A 14,762-nucleotide genomic window follows, 5' to 3' on the forward strand; every position below is an offset into this window, starting at 1 on the left:
CCGCGACCGGGCTCATAGATTTGCGTATCTGGACAAAAACCCTTTATGACGGAAAACGCTGTGACTCCTGTCACTTCGCGGAGCAGATTATGGCAGGAATCACTTTTTGGTTGGTGAAAATGTTCTGAAAAGGTTAATTGCTGGTAAATTTAACTGCGAGAATGTGAGTGTAAGCGCATACATGAAAGTAAATTACGAAAGACTTACATTATTGATAACGATTCAGCAGGAGCGGAAGGAATAGTGAGTAAAATGAAAGGGTAGCGGAGCGGAGAGAAAGGTCAACTGCCCCCGGGAGAGGGCAGTTAAGGGAATAACTTAGTGCAGCTGAGGATCGGCCGGGGAGGCGTTATTACGGATCTCGGCAATATCCATCGCGTTGAAGACGTAATGCGAACCGCAGTAATCGCAGTGCATGTCGATCTCGCCTTCTTCCGCCATGATGCTGTCGATCTCTTCATCCGGCAGGGTTTTCAGCGCGCCCGCGCAGCGTTCACGGGAACAGGTGCATTTGAACTGCACGTCCTGCGGATCGTACAGCGTCACCTCTTCTTCGTGGTACAGACGCCACAACACGTCGTTCGCCGGCAGGGTGAGCAGCTCTTCCGCTTTGATGGTTTCGGTCAGCGTGGCCAGATGCTCGAAATCATTGGTCTGAGCATCCTGCGCAGGCAGAACCTGGAGCAGCATACCGCCGGCTGCAGGCTGGCCATCCACTTCACCGGTACGGATGAACAGGCGAGTTGGCAGCTGTTCGGAACGCATGAAGTAATCTTCCAGGCAGGCCGCCAGAGTATCGCCTTCCAGACCGACCACGCCCTGATAGCGTTCACCCTCTTCCGGAGAGATGGTGATCACCAGGTAGCCGTTACCGACCAGCGTTTTCAGGTCTGCGCCTTCGGGGATCTCCCCCTGTACGCGCGCCACGCCGCGCATCTGCTGCTGGTTGTTGCCGTTGATCACCGCCAGGTTCATCGGGCCATCACCCTGCAGCTGCACGGTGATATCACCGGCAAATTTCAGGGTGGCGGTCAGCAGGCTGGTGGCTACCAGCAACTCACCCAGCACGGTTTTCACCGGCTGCGGATAGTTGTGGTTTTCCATGATCTGTTTCCAGGTTTCGGATACCGTTACCAGCTCGCCGCGAACGGCAAATTGTTCAAACAGATAGCGGTGTAATTGGTCGTGTTGGGCCATAGTCATCTCTCGTTCAGCAAGAATCACTCATTCTCGCCATTTTTAAATTTAATCAGATCGCGACGTTCTTTCTTGTCCGGTCGCCTGTCGGGATGCGGCATGGTCAGGGCATTTAACTTACGCGCCTGCGCCATCTTCTCGCGCTTTTCAACGCTTTCGGCCGTCTCTTCATACAGGGTGCTGGCTTCCGTTGCCGGACGACGCTGTTCAGTGATGTTTTTCACGATCACCGTCCGTTCGTCGTTGCCCTGACGCAGGGTCAGGGTGGCATTCAGCTCCACGAGCTTGCTCGGTTTGCTGCGCTGCCCGTTGTAATGCACTTTGCCGCCTTCAACCATTTCGCGGGCGAGGGCGCGCGTTTTGTAAAAGCGGGCAGCCCATAACCATTTGTCCAGTCTTACCCCTTCGGAGGGCTTCTCTTTCATGGCTTCTCCTTCACGGTGAGTGAGGGGATCATCTGGCGATAGTCGTTCATCCCCGGATGCCGCAGATAGCTTTTTTCAGCCAGGCCAGAATCAGGATTGGTGACGCCAAGGCAATAACGAATGCCAAAGGTTGCCGCCGCATCCAGAATCGGTTCGCTGTCATCAATGAACAACGTACGTTCTGGCTGCAGGCCGGTCTCTTCTGCCACCGCCTGCCACAATCGCTGATCCTCTTTCGGATAACCAAATGTGTGGGTGGAAAGTAATAAATCAAGGTGTGAAGCCAGTCCGGTATGTTCCAGCTTCACCGCCAGATTATGCGGATGCGCGTTGGTCAGCAGTATGCGCCGCTTGCCGCTCGCTTTCAGGGCATCAAGAAAGGGCACGGTATCTTCACGCAGCGCGGCATGCGGGCCCTGAGCGGTGGTCATCGCGCAAATATCCAGACCGAGACGTTCGCTCCAGTAGTCCAGGCAGTACCAGTTTAGCGTATGTTGTACGGCGGTATATTGCTGGCGGATGAATTCCTGCGCTTCTGCCGGGGAGATCCCCTGCTGCTCGCCGTAGGTTTCCGGTACCAGTTTTTGCCAGAAGTGATTATCAAACGCGAGATCGAGCAGTGTGCCGTCCATATCCAGCAGGACGGTATCGACCTCCTGCCAGGCGATATCAAAATGCATCGGGGAATACTCCAGCCAGAGGAAACGTGCGCGACAGGGTAGCATATCCTGCCACGCGGGAGCGTTATCCGATCAGGCTCTCAGGCGCGGGGATAAGCTTCGGGTTGAGGCAATTTTCGTAGTATTGCTGAATATCGGCCAGGCGGGTGCGCGAGCGCTGGTAGCGGCGCAGGGCCATAAAGGCGTTCCAGAGCATGCACACCACCATCGTCAGCATCAGCAGGGAGGTGGCGATGTAGCGCCATAACCCGGCGCTGTCCGGCATGCTGTGCAGCTCGACATGGCGGGTGCCGTTGGCATCGGTAAAGAGGCCCGTCACAATCCCTTCCGCGCTGAACGGCGTGCGCATCAGCATCTGCGCCAGGCGCTGAAACTCCCCCCATTGCTCCTGAGCCGGGTAATCATACAGCGCCACCGACGGGTAGGGCTGATCGACCAGCTCGCTGCCTTCGTCGCTGACGATCACAAAGCCGCCGGGGGCCGGGCTGTTAAGCGCCTGGGCGGCACGTGAGGTTTCGCGCATCACGAACGGCGCGGTAGAGGTGGTGACCAGATTTTCCAGCGACTCGGCGCTGACCGGACGCAGCAGGACGTTGACGCCATCGAGACGACCGCCATCGGCACGTTTGACCAGCGCCTCCCAGTCTTTGCTGTTGCCGAGGTTTACCAGCGCATTTTTCAGCCTGATGCACTCATCCTGCTCGGCACACAGATCCTGGGTTTTCAGCACGATATCGCCAAAGTCATCCAGCAGGATCATGCCCGATTTCTGAATGGCGGAGCGTAATGCCGGGCTGACGCGGGAGTTATCTTCCGGTTTAGGGTGCAGCTGGCTCGACAGCGCCTGGGTCAGGGCCGTGGCTTTGTTAACGATATCGGATTCCGGCAACGGCAGGGGGGCTGCGTCATTCCAGATCACCTGTGAGCAATCAAACGGCGTAAAGGGTGAGCTCTGGCGGGCATTCCAGGTGCCAGGGGCATGGATATTACACATCCCGGTCCCCTTCAGACGCAGCGTATCGCCAATGCGTACGCCCGCACTTTCGAGCTCCCCGACGCTGGTGGCCTCGATGGTCTGAGCGCCTTTAATCCACGACAGGGTAAATTTGATCGGCATATCCAGCGGGACGAGGAAAACCAGCATCGCCAGTACCAGCCCGGCGCCGCCGGCAATTACCGTGCTGCGCAGCCAGTGCTGTAGCGGAAAGTTTTTGACCTCGTCATGCAGGGATAAATAGCGCCCCTGACGCACGACGTGCCGGTCCAGATAGATATCAATATCGGTTTTTTGCCCTAAATCCTGGGCCAGCCACGGCTGCCAGTGGCGGGGGTAGATCAGGTCGATAATGCCGAGCGAGATATTGTTGACGTGGTCCTGATCGTTTTCGCCAAACAGGCCCCAGCGTTTTGGTGTGCCGCGCAGGCAGTGGATCTCACGCAGCGCATTTTTAGCCGGCGGAGCGAATAATCCCCAGAGTCCTGCCGCCAGCAACAGCACGCCACCCCCGGCAAGCCACGGGGCAAACACATCCGGGCTCATCAGGCAGAAGAAAAAGAGCAGGAATGCGGTGACAATCAGCAGCGCTTCGCGAATGCCGTCCGGACGGCTCAGGGCGTACTCTTCGTGCGTCTCCTGGCGAATATTCAGCAGCTCAATCTGCTCGGTCTCTTCGCCACGAATCGAGGCCTGGGTTGAGCTGACGTGCTCCAGCGCAAAGTTCGGCGCTTCCTGGACATACTCCGCGATGGAGTGACCATTGAGGGCGATCACCAGCGGGATGGAGTCGGTGTGGATCAGCTCAACGCTGTTTTCATCATTGATGTACTGCTCCCAGGACGGCGGGAGATGCACCTCAGCCGAGTCGAGGTAGTAACGCCATTTATTGGGATCGTCAGTAGTAATACCGTAGCGGGTAATGGAGCGTGTCACGCAAAGCACGGTATTGCTCTCAGCATTGAGGCTTAACGAGACCGGGGCGGCGCTGGCACCTGTCGCCGGCGTCTGCTGGATACGGTTGAAAGAATCAAGATATTGCTCAATCGCGCTGCGTTCTTCAGCGGTGAGCTTGCGGGTATTCGCCCCGGCAAAGGCATTATGATAAGGCAGGCGATATCGACGCTGCGCCCGACGTCTGTATAACCACCCTGCAATGCATGCGCAGGCCAGCACAGCAGCGATGACAATCAAAATGGTGCTCATGCTTTCCCCATCTTACTTTTTCTTACAGGTGTAGTCAGTAGCACCTTTTTAACAGTGAACGCGTGTCTGTGGTTGGCTATCGGCATGTAAGGCGTTGAACTTGAGCAAATTGAAGCGCATCCCAGTGATCGCTGATAATAGCAAAGCTAAACCTGACGGGATATCAGCAAATTCCTGGAATAATTTCAAGCTCTTGACTTTTGACCTGAATTAAGGAATGAATCTGCATAGGTTACATAAATGTAAATAAAGCGCGATTGACATTGCCGAAACCGTGCGGCGTATCGCACAATGAGGGCAGTTCACCCAGCAAAGACCCGTCAAAATGAGCAAACCCTTACAAAAGCCCACCATCCTGAATGTTGAAACCGTCGCTAAATCGCGTCTGTTTAATGTTGAAAGTGTGGACCTGGAGTTCAGTAACGGCGTGCGCCGCGTCTACGAGCGTATGCGTCCCTCCACGCGCGAAGCCGTCATGATTGTGCCCATTGTTGACGAGCATCTGATCCTGATCCGCGAATACGCGGTGGGAACCGAATCTTACGAGCTCGGCTTCTCCAAAGGGCTGATCGATCCCGGTGAATCGGTGTTTGAAGCCGCCAACCGTGAGCTGAAAGAAGAGGTCGGGTTTGGGGCGAAGGAGTTAACCTTCCTGAAAAAGCTCAGCATGGCGCCCTCCTATTTTTCCAGCAAAATGAATATCGTGCTGGCGGAAGATCTCTATCCGGAATGGCTGGAGGGGGACGAACCCGAGCCACTGCCGCAGGTGCGCTGGCCGCTGGCGCATCTGATGGATCTGCTGGAAGAGCCTGACTTTAACGAAGCCCGGAACGTGAGCGCGCTGTTTCTGGTGCGGGAGTGGCTGAAAGGGCAGGGCAGGTTGTAGCAGGAGTCCCCCTCTCCCATCGGGAAAGGGGGCAGACGTATTAGAACAGCTCTTGCGTCTCGCCGTTATCAATCAGGGTTGTACCCACCTCATGCACCGCCTGATGCGTTGGCTGCGTGCCTTCGATGAAATACTCTTCCCGACTGCTGCCACCATTGGAGAGCTGACCGCTGTAGCGATCAATATTGACCGTCACTACGCCTGGCGGTGGCGTTAATGGCTGCTCCGGCACGCCGTCCAGCAGCATCTTCATAAAGGCATCCCACGCTGGCTGGGCACTTTTGGCCCCGCCTTCGTAACCGGAAATCTGATCCTTAATCGCCCCGGACGCCGTGGTACGGCCTAAATCACGGCGGTGATCGTCAAAGCCGATCCACACCGAGGTCACCGCACCCGGACCGTAACCTGAGAACCAGGCATCTTTCGAGCTGTTGGTGGTCCCGGTCTTGCCGCCAATATCCTTGCGCTGCAGGTCGCGACCGGCACGCCAGCCCGTACCCTGCCAGCCCGGCTCGCCAAAGATGTTGCTGTTCAACGCGCTTTTGATCAGGAACGCCAGCGGCGTGTTAATCACGTGCGGGGCGTACTCCTGCGCTCCGGTCTGCGCAACCAGCGCCTGGTTAGCCTGCTCAAGCTGCGGCATCGGCACCGCCGCGTTTTGCTGCGCCTGAGAAATAGCGACATCTTCCATGTCCTGGTTGTTCAGGGATTCGGATTTTGGCGTATCGCCATAAATCACCGGAATGTCACACTCTGCGCAGGCAATTTTCGGTTTCGCTTCAAACAGAACGCCGCCCTGATCGTTCTCGATTTTGCTGATGAAGAACGGATCGACCAGGAAGCCGCCGTTCGCCATCACCGCATAACCGCGCGCAACCTGCAGCGGGGTAAAGGAGGCAGAGCCCAGCGCCAGCGACTCGGTATGCACGATGTTCTGTGCCGGGAAGCCGAAGCGTTGCAGATACTCCGCCGCATAGTCGACGCCCATGGCGCGCATGGCGCGAACCATCACCACGTTCTTCGACTGCCCCAGCCCCTGACGCAGGCGAATCGGTCCAGCGTACTCGGCCGGTGAGTTTTTTGGCCGCCAGTCGGAACCGGCCCCGGCATCCCAGCGGGAGATTGGCACGTCATTGAGGATACTGGCGAGGGTCAGGCCTTTATCCATTGCCGCGGTGTAGAGGAACGGCTTGATATTGGAGCCAACCTGGCGCAGCGCCTGAGTGGCACGGTTAAATTTGCTCTGGTTAAAATCGAAGCCGCCCACCAGCGCCAGCACCGCGCCGTTATGCGGGTCGATGGAGACCAGCGCGGAGTTAACGTCCGGGATCTGCCCCAGCCACCAGGCGTCGTTCACCTGACGGACCCAGATCTGCTGACCCGCCTGTACCGCATCGGTCACTTTGCGCGGGGTTGCGCCCTGCTGCGTATCTGAACGATACGGACGCGCCCAGCGGATGCCCTCCATGCGCAGCGACACCGAGGTGCCGTCCGCGAGCATCGCGGTGGCTTCCTGCGGATTGGCATGGGTCACCACTGCCGCCACAAACGGCCCGTAGCCCGGGAGCGGTTTCAGGGTATCGGTGATCTTTTTGCTGTCCCAGGCGGGCTCGCCCACCTTCCACAGCACGTTTGACGGGCCGCGGTAGCCGTGGCGCATGTCGTAATCAATCACGTTATTACGCACCGCCTGCTGCGCGCCCTGCTGAACGTTGCGGCTGATGGTGGTGTAAACCCGGTAGCCATCTTCGTAGGCCTGCTCGCCGTAGCGGGAGACCATCTCCTGGCGCACCATCTCGCTGAGATAGGGCGCAGAAAAGGCAATTTCCGGCGCATGGTAGTTGGCGTCAATCGCCTCGTTGCGCGCCTGATCGTACTGGGTCTGGCTGATATAGCCTTCGCTCAGCATACGCGACAGCACCACGTTGCGGCGGGCGGTTGCGCGATTGAGCGAGTAGAGCGGGTTGAAGGTAGACGGCGCCTTCGGCAGACCGGCGATGGTCGCCATTTCACTCAGGGTTAACTGTTCAATGGATTTGCCAAAATAGACCTGCGCCGCCGCACCCACGCCATAGGCACGGTAGCCGAGATAGATCTTGTTGAGGTACAGCTCCAGGATCTCATCTTTATTCAGCATCTGCTCAATGCGGATCGCCAGGAACACTTCCTTCACCTTACGTATCAGCGTTTTTTCAGGGCTCAGGAAGAAGTTACGTGCCAGCTGCTGGGTGATGGTACTCGCACCCTGAGAGGCATGGCCGGAGAACAGCGCTACGCTGGCGGCACGGAAAATCCCCACCGGATCGACGCCATGGTGCTCATAAAAGCGGCTGTCTTCGGTGGCAATAAAGGCTTTCACCATGACGGGTGGGATCTGATCCAGGGTCAGCGGGATACGGCGTTTCTCACCGTACTGAGCGATAAGCTCGCCATCCGTGCTGTAGACCTGCATCGGGATCTGGAGTCGTACATCACGAAGCGTGGCGACATCAGGCAGTTGCGGCTCAATATATTTGTACAAACCAAAAATCGAGCCTGCTCCAAGCAGAATGCAACAGACTGCAAGGATCAATAAATACTTTACGAACTTCACTGGAGATTTCCCATTTAGTTTGAACTGGGCAGTTTCTAAACAATCGCGCGGTAGTATAAAGGCAAGCCTGTAGCATTGATATAGCCGTTATCCCTCGGGACGATAAGGAGATCGTGAAACATGGCGTTTAAAACATGGCATACAGGCGTTCATATTCAACAGGATAAGGTGCTGGCCGTCGCGCTGGTGCGCGAAAAGTCGGGGTGGGGGTTGCGCCGCTGGTGGCAGCTCCCCCTGGCGGCGGGCATTATCCGCGACGGGCAAATTCTTCAGCCCGAACAACTGGCTGCGGCGCTGCGCGAGTGGCGCCAGATGCTGCCTCATCAACATCACATTTTTCTCGCCTTTCCGGCCGCCCGCACCCTCCAGCGCACGCTACCGCGCCCGTCGATGACCCTGCGGGACAGCGAGCAGGCCGCCTGGATCGCCGCGGCGATAAGCCGTGAGCTGGAGATGCCCCCCGACGCCCTGCGGTTTGATTATGCGGAGGATACCTTCAGCCAGGCGTATCACGTGACGGCGGCGCAGAATAAGGAGATCGCGACGCTGCTGGAGCTGGCCCGGGTACTGCGTCTGCGGCTGGCAACGGTCACACCTGATGCCGGGGCGCTGGCGCACCTGTTGCCCTTTGTGCAAGCCCCGGCCCAGTGCGTCGCCTGGCGCGACCGGGACCAGTGGCTCTGGGCGATGCGCCACCAGTGGGGCCGCCGCGGGCTGGCAGAGGCTCCGGACGTCGATCGGCTGGCCGCCCTGCTGGCGCTCAGGGTCGACGAAATCGCCTGCTGTGGGGCGGGCAACTTCGACCCCTGGTGCGTGCTATCCCGCACCCAGCCTCCGCTGCCGGAAAACGGGGCAGATTTCAGCGTCGCGCTGGCGCTGGCGACCGGAGAGCACTCCCGATGAGGGCCGCCAATCTCCTGCCGTGGCGTCAGCAGCAACGGCGTCGCTGCCTGCGCTTCTGGGGGCTGATGTTTACCGGCTCGCTGCTGCTGGCGCTAATGTTTTGCGCCGCTATTCGGGCCAGCAATCCCCTGGTGACACGCGCTTACGCGCTACGACACCAAAGCGATCTGGCCCTGCGTCAGGGGCTGGAGCAGCGGCAAAAGCAGTGGACGGCGTTACAGGCCCGGCAGCAGCAACAGCAGCGGTGGGCAGTTCACAAAGCGAAGACGGAAGCCTGGCAACCGGCATTGATCGCTTTATCCCGCCTCCTGCCGGAGCAGGCGTGGCTGGCGCAGCTACGCTTCCAGCATCCAACCCTCTCGCTGACCGGCTACGCCGCCACGCAGCCCGCCCTTGCGGCGCTGGAGACGGCCCTGGGTCAGATACCAGGCTTTACCCCCGGTGCTCCGGGGGAGATGCGACAGGATGCCCAGGGCCGCTGGCAGTTTAGCTGGACGCTGACCCGTAAGGAGAGTGGTGATGCGGATCCCTCCTGACAGCTGGTATGCCATGACGCCGCGCGGCCGCTGCCTGTGCTGGGGGCTCAGTTCAGCGTTACTGCTGAGCTGCCTCACCGGGATGCATTGGCGAATGCAGGATCGGCAGACCGCGGCGCAGCAGGCTCAGCACTCGCGCAATGCCGAGGCCCATGCCCGGCTGTGGACCGCCGTGCGTAAGCTCTCACCCCCTGACGACGAATCTGCTGTGGCAGTAGAGCCATTTTCGCCGCTGGCGTTAGATACCGATGAGCTGCGGATGGTTCGCTGGCAGCCCGGGGGAGCAGGGGGCGAACTGGTGATGGAGGCGACGTGGGCGCAGATCCCCTCCCTGTTTGCCACTCTCGCCCGGCGCGACGTTGCGGTGGGGCGTTTTAGCATTCAGCCCGGGCAGAACAGGTTACAGATAGTCATGCAGCTGGAGCGCCAGGATGCGGGTTAAGTGCGGAGTGCTGCTATTACTGCCGCTGCTTCTTGGCCTGCGCGATCCCTTTCAGGCCCCGGAATCACGCTGCCCGGCTGCCACGTTGCGGCAGTGGCGTTATGTCGGGGTGGTGCTGGGTAGGGTGCCGGTGGCGATCGTCAGGGATGAAAGGTCGCGCTGGCTGCGCCTTCGTCATGGCGACACGCTGGCACAAGGCGGACGGGTGGCGGCGCTGGATGAAAAAGAACTGGTCATCGATATGCCCGGGACGTGTGAACCGTCGCAGTGGCGATGGCAACGACAAGGAACGAAACAGGATGAAAACAGGGATCGCGGCATTACTGCTGGTGGGCAGCCAGGCGCTGGCCGCGGAGCCAGCACCGGTGAGCCTGGTGGTGGATGAGGTGCCGGTCGCCCAGCTTCTGCAGGCGCTGGCGGAGCAGGAGAACCGCAACATGATTATCTCCCCGGGCGTCAGCGGCAATGTCTCTCTGCGTCTGCAGGAGGTGCCCTGGCTGCAGGCGATCCAGACGGTAGTCACCAGTGCCGGGCTGGTCATGCGCCAGCAGGCGGGCATTTTTTATATCCATACCGCCGACTGGCAGCAGCAACAGCAGGCCAGAAAAGAGGCCGAGCGAACAAAACGACAGCTCAGCGCGCCGCTGGAGGCGCGGAGTTTTCCCCTCTCTTATGCCGATGCAGGAGATTTACAGGCGGCTGCCGAAAAGCTCCTCAGCCCAAAAGGCAGCCTGGCGGTAGACAAACGCACCAATCGCCTGCTGGTGCGCGATACCCGGGCTGCAATGGAGGCGCTCCAGCACTGGGTAGCGCAGATGGATCTCCCCGTGGCTCAGGTAGAGCTGGCCGCGCATATCGTCAGTATGAGTGAGAAAAGCCTGCGCGAGCTGGGGGTGAAGTGGAATCTGGCCCAGGGGCAGCAGCCCGGTAAGTCCGGACAGCTGACGCTGCTCAGCAGCGATCTGTCTGTCAACAATGCCACTACCCAGGTGGGGTTTAATATCGGGCGGATCAACGGTCGGCTGCTGGATCTCGAACTCTCCGCCCTGGAACAGAAGCAGCAGGTCGATATCATTGCCAGCCCGCGGTTGCTGGCGTCGCACATGCAGCCCGCCAGCATCAAGCAGGGCAGTGAGATCCCCTATCAGGTCTCGAGCGGCGAGAGCGGCGCGACGTCAGTTGAATTTAAAGAGGCGGTGCTGGGGATGGAGGTGACACCGGTGGTGCTGGCCAACGGACGGGTACGCCTGAAGCTGCGTATCAGTGAGAACGCCCCGGGTCAGGTTCTGCAGCAGGCCGATGGCGAAACCCTGGCGATCGATAAGCAGGAGATTGAAACTCAGGTAGAAGTAAAAAGCGGCGAAACGCTGGCCTTAGGCGGAATTTTTTCTCAGAGGCATAAAACCGGTAGCGAAACTGTGCCAGGCTTGAGCCGTATTCCTTTACTGGGGCAACTTTTTCGTCATCAGGGAAAAGACAACGAACGTCGGGAGTTAGTGGTTTTTATCACGCCTCGCCTGGTTGCGACGCCTTAATGTCCCACAATGCCCCGCGTGATTTTGCATACTGTTTGTTGCAGATGTTTGACGTGGGGCATGAATTAGCATACAAGGAGTACCGATTTGAGAATCAGCTTACTCAATCTCACTCCTTAATAACTTAAGCGGCAAGCAGGGTGATTTAATCTGTTGCCAAACAAGCAAGAGTATTGAGATAATTTTTAGTCTGACTCTCGCTCTATCGCATATGAGGTTTCAGTTCATGTCCTGCTACGCACGATATCGGTGCAGCGGGTTTACCATTAACGAATAGTCTTAGTAGTACCGAAAAAATGGCAGAGAAACGCAATATCTTTCTGGTTGGGCCTATGGGTGCCGGCAAAAGCACTATTGGGCGCCAGTTAGCTCAACAACTCAATATGGAATTTTACGATTCTGATCAAGAGATTGAGAAACGAACCGGAGCTGATGTGGGCTGGGTCTTCGATGTAGAAGGCGAAGAGGGTTTCCGTGACCGTGAAGAAAAAGTCATTAATGAACTTACGGAAAAACAGGGCATTGTGCTGGCTACTGGCGGCGGCTCTGTAAAATCTCGCGAAACTCGCAACCGTCTCTCCGCCCGCGGTGTCGTGGTCTATCTCGAAACGACCATCGAAAAACAACTGGCGCGTACGCAGCGTGATAAAAAACGCCCGTTGCTGCAGGTTGAGACACCTCCACGTGAAGTTCTGGAAGCCCTGGCTGGTGAACGCAATCCGCTGTACGAAGAGATTGCCGACGTCACTATCCGTACAGACGACCAGAGCGCAAAAGTGGTCGCAAACCAGATTATTCATATGCTGGAAAGCAACTGATTCTGGCTTTATATACACTCGCCTGCGGGTAAAAGCATTTAAGGTGGATGTCGCGCTATGGAGAGGATTACAGTCACTCTCGGTGAACGGAGTTACCCTATCACCATCGCGGCTGGTTTGTTTAACGACCCAGCTTCCTTCTTACCACTGAAAGCGGGTGATCAGGCAATGCTGGTCACCAACGAGACGCTGGCTCCGCTTTATCTCGACTCTGTGCGTCAGCGCCTTGAACAGGCTGGCGTGAAGGTCGACAGTGTGATTCTGCCCGATGGCGAGCAGTATAAAAGCCTGACGGTACTGGATACCGTCTTTACCGCATTACTGCAAAAACCGCATGGTCGCGATACTACACTGCTGGCGTTAGGCGGCGGTGTTGTTGGCGATCTTACGGGGTTTGCTGCGGCAAGCTATCAGCGTGGCGTCCGTTTTATTCAAATTCCTACCACGCTGCTGTCGCAGGTCGACTCTTCTGTTGGCGGCAAAACAGCCGTTAACCATCCGCTTGGCAAAAACATGATTGGCGCGTTCTACCAGCCCGCTTCGGTGGTGGTGGATCTCGACTGTCTGCAAACCCTGCCTCAGCGTGAGCTGGCCTCGGGCCTGGCGGAAGTGATCAAGTACGGCATTATTCTGGACGGCGCCTTCTTTAGCTGGCTGGAAGAGAATATGGATGCCTTATTGCGTCTGGATGGTCAGGCGATGGCGTACTGTATTCGCCGCTGCTGTGAGCTGAAAGCAGAAGTCGTGGCCGCAGACGAGCGCGAAACAGGCTTACGTGCTTTACTGAATCTGGGGCACACCTACGGTCATGCTATCGAAGCCGAAATGGGCTACGGTAACTGGCTGCATGGCGAGGCCGTGGCGGCGGGAATGGTAATGGCCGCGCGCACTTCGGAGCGTCTGGGTCAGTTCAGCAAGGCGGATACGCAACGCATTATCACGTTGCTTGAGCGTGCCGGGTTACCGGTGACGGGGCCGCGTGAAATGTCTGCGCAGGCCTACCTGCCGCATATGATGCGTGATAAAAAAGTATTAGCAGGCGAGATGCGTCTGGTGCTTCCGCTTGCAATAGGTAAGAGTGAAGTGCGTGGCGGTGTGCCGCACGATGTGGTTCTTGGCGCTATTGCTGATTGTCAGCAGGCGTAACTATTAGAAAGGTCCGGCTGCGGTAAAACGTAGCCATTTTGCTTCAGGTGATGTGCAAAGTCGTAGGCATAAGCCTTTTAGTGGGGTGTTAAATGGATGAATTCAAACCAGAAGACGAGCTGAAACCCGATCCCAGCGATCGTCGTACTGGTCGTACTCGCCAGGCTTCAGAACGCGATAACGAGCCGCAAATTAACTTTGACGAGGTCGATGTAGAAAACGATGACCCTCGTCCTTCGCGTGGCCGTGCTGCCCGCGACGAGCGTGAAGAAGATTTTGAGTCTGAAGAGGATTCAACGGACGAAGCGCCCGTAGAGCGCCGCCCGCGTAAGCGTAAAGCCGCTCCGGCGAAGCCTGCTTCCCGCCAGTATATTATGATGGGGCTGGGGGTGCTGGTCCTGCTGCTGCTGATTATCGGCGTCGGCTCTGCACTTAAAGCCCCGTCGAGCAATCCAGCCGATCAGCGCGCCTCTACTGAGAAGAGTGTCGATCTGTCCGGTAATGCTGCCGATCAGGCCAACGGCACCCAGCCTGCGCCAGGGACCACCTCCGCCGAGAATACTCAGCAGGAGATCTCTCTGCCGCCGGTCGCGTCCACACCAACCCAGGGCCAGGCACCGGCAACACCGGAAGGCCAGCAGCGTGTTGAAGTGCAGGGCGATCTGAACAATGCGCTGACGCAACAGCAGAATCAGCAGCAGGTTAACAACGTGGTGGTCAACTCCACGCTGCCGACCGAGCCTGCCACCGTAGCGCCAATCCGTGGTGCGACCGGGCAACAGCAGACCGCGACGACAGAAACTGCGCCACGTCAGACTAAGCCTGCCCAGCATCAGGAACGTAAGCAGACGGTGATTGAGCCGAAGCGTGAAGTGAAGCCGCAACCAGTGGCGAAAGCGGAAACGCCAAAAGTCGTCGCCCAGCCGAAGCACACTGAAACTGCAGCCAGCGCACCGGCAAAAGCACCTGCTGCGACAGCAACGGCACCGAAAGCGACCGCAACGCCAGCTCCGACGGCGCCAGCGGCAGCCGCACCTGCGGCCACTGCCAGCACCGGTAAATCCTCAGGGAATGTGAGTTCACTGAAGTCCGCCTCCTCCAGCAATTACACGCTGCAGTTGAGCAGTTCTTCCAACTATGACAACCTGAACAGCTGGGCGAAAAAGACGAACCTGAAGAACTTTGTCGTCTATGAGACCACCCGTAACGGTCAGCCGTGGTATGTGCTGGTAAGCGGCGTGTATGCTTCGAAAGATGAAGCAAAACGCGCGGTCGCCACACTGCCAGCCGATGTTCAGGCGAAAAACCCATGGGCGAAGCCGATCCGTCAGGTTCAGTCCGATTTGAAGTAATCTGTGAAGCGCAGGATGCTGTCGGAGCTTTCTCCACAGCCGGAGAAGG

General features: G+C 58.0%; 14 protein-coding genes. 9 read left to right on the plus strand and 5 right to left on the minus strand.

What is annotated here, in order from left to right:
* Positions 1–318: 318 nt before the first annotated feature.
* The 4 genes from hslO to M8318_RS07330 form a co-directional block, all read right to left on the minus strand.
* Positions 319–1,197: an Hsp33 family molecular chaperone HslO gene (hslO, locus tag M8318_RS07315; protein WP_262661735.1), complete on the minus strand. Its 879-nt coding sequence runs from the start codon at positions 1,195–1,197 to the stop codon at positions 319–321.
* A gap of 23 nt (positions 1,198–1,220) precedes the next feature.
* The gene (gene hslR, locus M8318_RS07320; protein WP_262661736.1) at positions 1,221–1,622 is read right to left on the minus strand and encodes a ribosome-associated heat shock protein Hsp15; all 402 of its coding nucleotides are present in this window, start codon (positions 1,620–1,622) and stop codon (positions 1,221–1,223) included.
* A complete protein-coding gene (yrfG, locus tag M8318_RS07325) occupies positions 1,619–2,302 on the minus strand; it encodes a GMP/IMP nucleotidase (RefSeq protein ID WP_262661824.1) in 684 nt (227 codons plus the stop codon). The genes hslR and yrfG overlap by 4 nt, the downstream gene beginning before the upstream one ends.
* A gap of 64 nt (positions 2,303–2,366) precedes the next feature.
* Complete coding sequence (locus M8318_RS07330; RefSeq protein WP_262661737.1) at positions 2,367–4,502, minus strand: intracellular growth attenuator family protein; 2,136 nt, start codon at positions 4,500–4,502, stop codon at positions 2,367–2,369.
* 325 nt (positions 4,503–4,827) lie between these two features.
* Here M8318_RS07330 and nudE point away from each other — a divergent pair, with 325 nt between their 5' ends.
* The gene (nudE, locus tag M8318_RS07335; protein ID WP_106995207.1) at positions 4,828–5,388 is read left to right on the plus strand and encodes an ADP compounds hydrolase NudE; all 561 of its coding nucleotides are present in this window, start codon (positions 4,828–4,830) and stop codon (positions 5,386–5,388) included.
* Between the two features lie 40 nt (positions 5,389–5,428).
* Here nudE and mrcA read toward each other — a convergent pair whose 3' ends face one another.
* Positions 5,429–7,981 (minus strand): peptidoglycan glycosyltransferase/peptidoglycan DD-transpeptidase MrcA, encoded by a 2,553-nt coding sequence (mrcA, locus tag M8318_RS07340; RefSeq protein WP_262661740.1) that lies wholly within the window; start codon positions 7,979–7,981, stop codon positions 5,429–5,431.
* Positions 7,982–8,101: 120 nt separating this feature from the next.
* Here mrcA and M8318_RS07345 point away from each other — a divergent pair, with 120 nt between their 5' ends.
* From M8318_RS07345 to damX, 8 genes are all read left to right on the plus strand, one after another.
* A complete protein-coding gene (locus M8318_RS07345; RefSeq protein WP_262661742.1) occupies positions 8,102–8,884 on the plus strand; it encodes a type IV pilus biogenesis protein PilM in 783 nt (260 codons plus the stop codon).
* Positions 8,881–9,420: a PilN domain-containing protein gene (locus M8318_RS07350; RefSeq protein ID WP_262661743.1), complete on the plus strand. Its 540-nt coding sequence runs from the start codon at positions 8,881–8,883 to the stop codon at positions 9,418–9,420. The genes M8318_RS07345 and M8318_RS07350 overlap by 4 nt, the downstream gene beginning before the upstream one ends.
* Positions 9,404–9,862: a HofO family protein gene (locus M8318_RS07355; RefSeq protein ID WP_262661744.1), complete on the plus strand. Its 459-nt coding sequence runs from the start codon at positions 9,404–9,406 to the stop codon at positions 9,860–9,862. The genes M8318_RS07350 and M8318_RS07355 overlap by 17 nt, the downstream gene beginning before the upstream one ends.
* The gene (locus M8318_RS07360; protein WP_262661746.1) at positions 9,852–10,247 is read left to right on the plus strand and encodes a DUF2531 family protein; all 396 of its coding nucleotides are present in this window, start codon (positions 9,852–9,854) and stop codon (positions 10,245–10,247) included. The genes M8318_RS07355 and M8318_RS07360 overlap by 11 nt, the downstream gene beginning before the upstream one ends.
* Positions 10,162–11,397, plus strand: coding sequence for a DNA uptake porin HofQ (gene hofQ / locus M8318_RS07365; protein ID WP_262661748.1), 1,236 nt, complete (start codon positions 10,162–10,164; stop codon positions 11,395–11,397). The genes M8318_RS07360 and hofQ overlap by 86 nt, the downstream gene beginning before the upstream one ends.
* A gap of 296 nt (positions 11,398–11,693) precedes the next feature.
* Positions 11,694–12,215 carry a shikimate kinase AroK gene (gene aroK, locus M8318_RS07370; RefSeq protein ID WP_010436374.1) on the plus strand — a complete coding sequence of 174 codons (522 nt, stop codon included), beginning with the start codon at positions 11,694–11,696 and terminating at the stop codon, positions 12,213–12,215.
* A 57-nt stretch (positions 12,216–12,272) separates the two neighbouring features.
* Positions 12,273–13,361 (plus strand): 3-dehydroquinate synthase, encoded by a 1,089-nt coding sequence (aroB, locus tag M8318_RS07375; protein WP_166184387.1) that lies wholly within the window; start codon positions 12,273–12,275, stop codon positions 13,359–13,361.
* A gap of 92 nt (positions 13,362–13,453) precedes the next feature.
* Complete coding sequence (gene damX, locus M8318_RS07380) at positions 13,454–14,713, plus strand: cell division protein DamX (protein ID WP_262661749.1); 1,260 nt, start codon at positions 13,454–13,456, stop codon at positions 14,711–14,713.
* Positions 14,714–14,762 lie beyond the last annotated feature (49 nt).

Source organism: Leclercia tamurae (assembly GCF_025566055.1).
Classification (GTDB): domain Bacteria; phylum Pseudomonadota; class Gammaproteobacteria; order Enterobacterales; family Enterobacteriaceae; genus Enterobacter; species Enterobacter tamurae.

Coding starts and splice junctions, on each gene's coding strand:
- M8318_RS07355 (WP_262661744.1), top strand. CDS start 9,404: ATGCGGATCCCTCCTGACAGCTGGTATGCCATGACGCCGCGCGGCCGC.
- hslO (WP_262661735.1), bottom strand. CDS start 1,197: ATGGCCCAACACGACCAATTACACCGCTATCTGTTTGAACAATTTGCC.
- yrfG (WP_262661824.1), bottom strand. CDS start 2,302: ATGCATTTTGATATCGCCTGGCAGGAGGTCGATACCGTCCTGCTGGAT.
- M8318_RS07360 (WP_262661746.1), top strand. CDS start 9,852: ATGCGGGTTAAGTGCGGAGTGCTGCTATTACTGCCGCTGCTTCTTGGC.
- M8318_RS07345 (WP_262661742.1), top strand. CDS start 8,102: ATGGCGTTTAAAACATGGCATACAGGCGTTCATATTCAACAGGATAAG.
- hslR (WP_262661736.1), bottom strand. CDS start 1,622: ATGAAAGAGAAGCCCTCCGAAGGGGTAAGACTGGACAAATGGTTATGG.
- M8318_RS07330 (WP_262661737.1), bottom strand. CDS start 4,502: ATGAGCACCATTTTGATTGTCATCGCTGCTGTGCTGGCCTGCGCATGC.
- aroK (WP_010436374.1), top strand. CDS start 11,694: ATGGCAGAGAAACGCAATATCTTTCTGGTTGGGCCTATGGGTGCCGGC.
- M8318_RS07350 (WP_262661743.1), top strand. CDS start 8,881: ATGAGGGCCGCCAATCTCCTGCCGTGGCGTCAGCAGCAACGGCGTCGC.
- nudE (WP_106995207.1), top strand. CDS start 4,828: ATGAGCAAACCCTTACAAAAGCCCACCATCCTGAATGTTGAAACCGTC.
- aroB (WP_166184387.1), top strand. CDS start 12,273: ATGGAGAGGATTACAGTCACTCTCGGTGAACGGAGTTACCCTATCACC.
- damX (WP_262661749.1), top strand. CDS start 13,454: ATGGATGAATTCAAACCAGAAGACGAGCTGAAACCCGATCCCAGCGAT.
- hofQ (WP_262661748.1), top strand. CDS start 10,162: ATGAAAACAGGGATCGCGGCATTACTGCTGGTGGGCAGCCAGGCGCTG.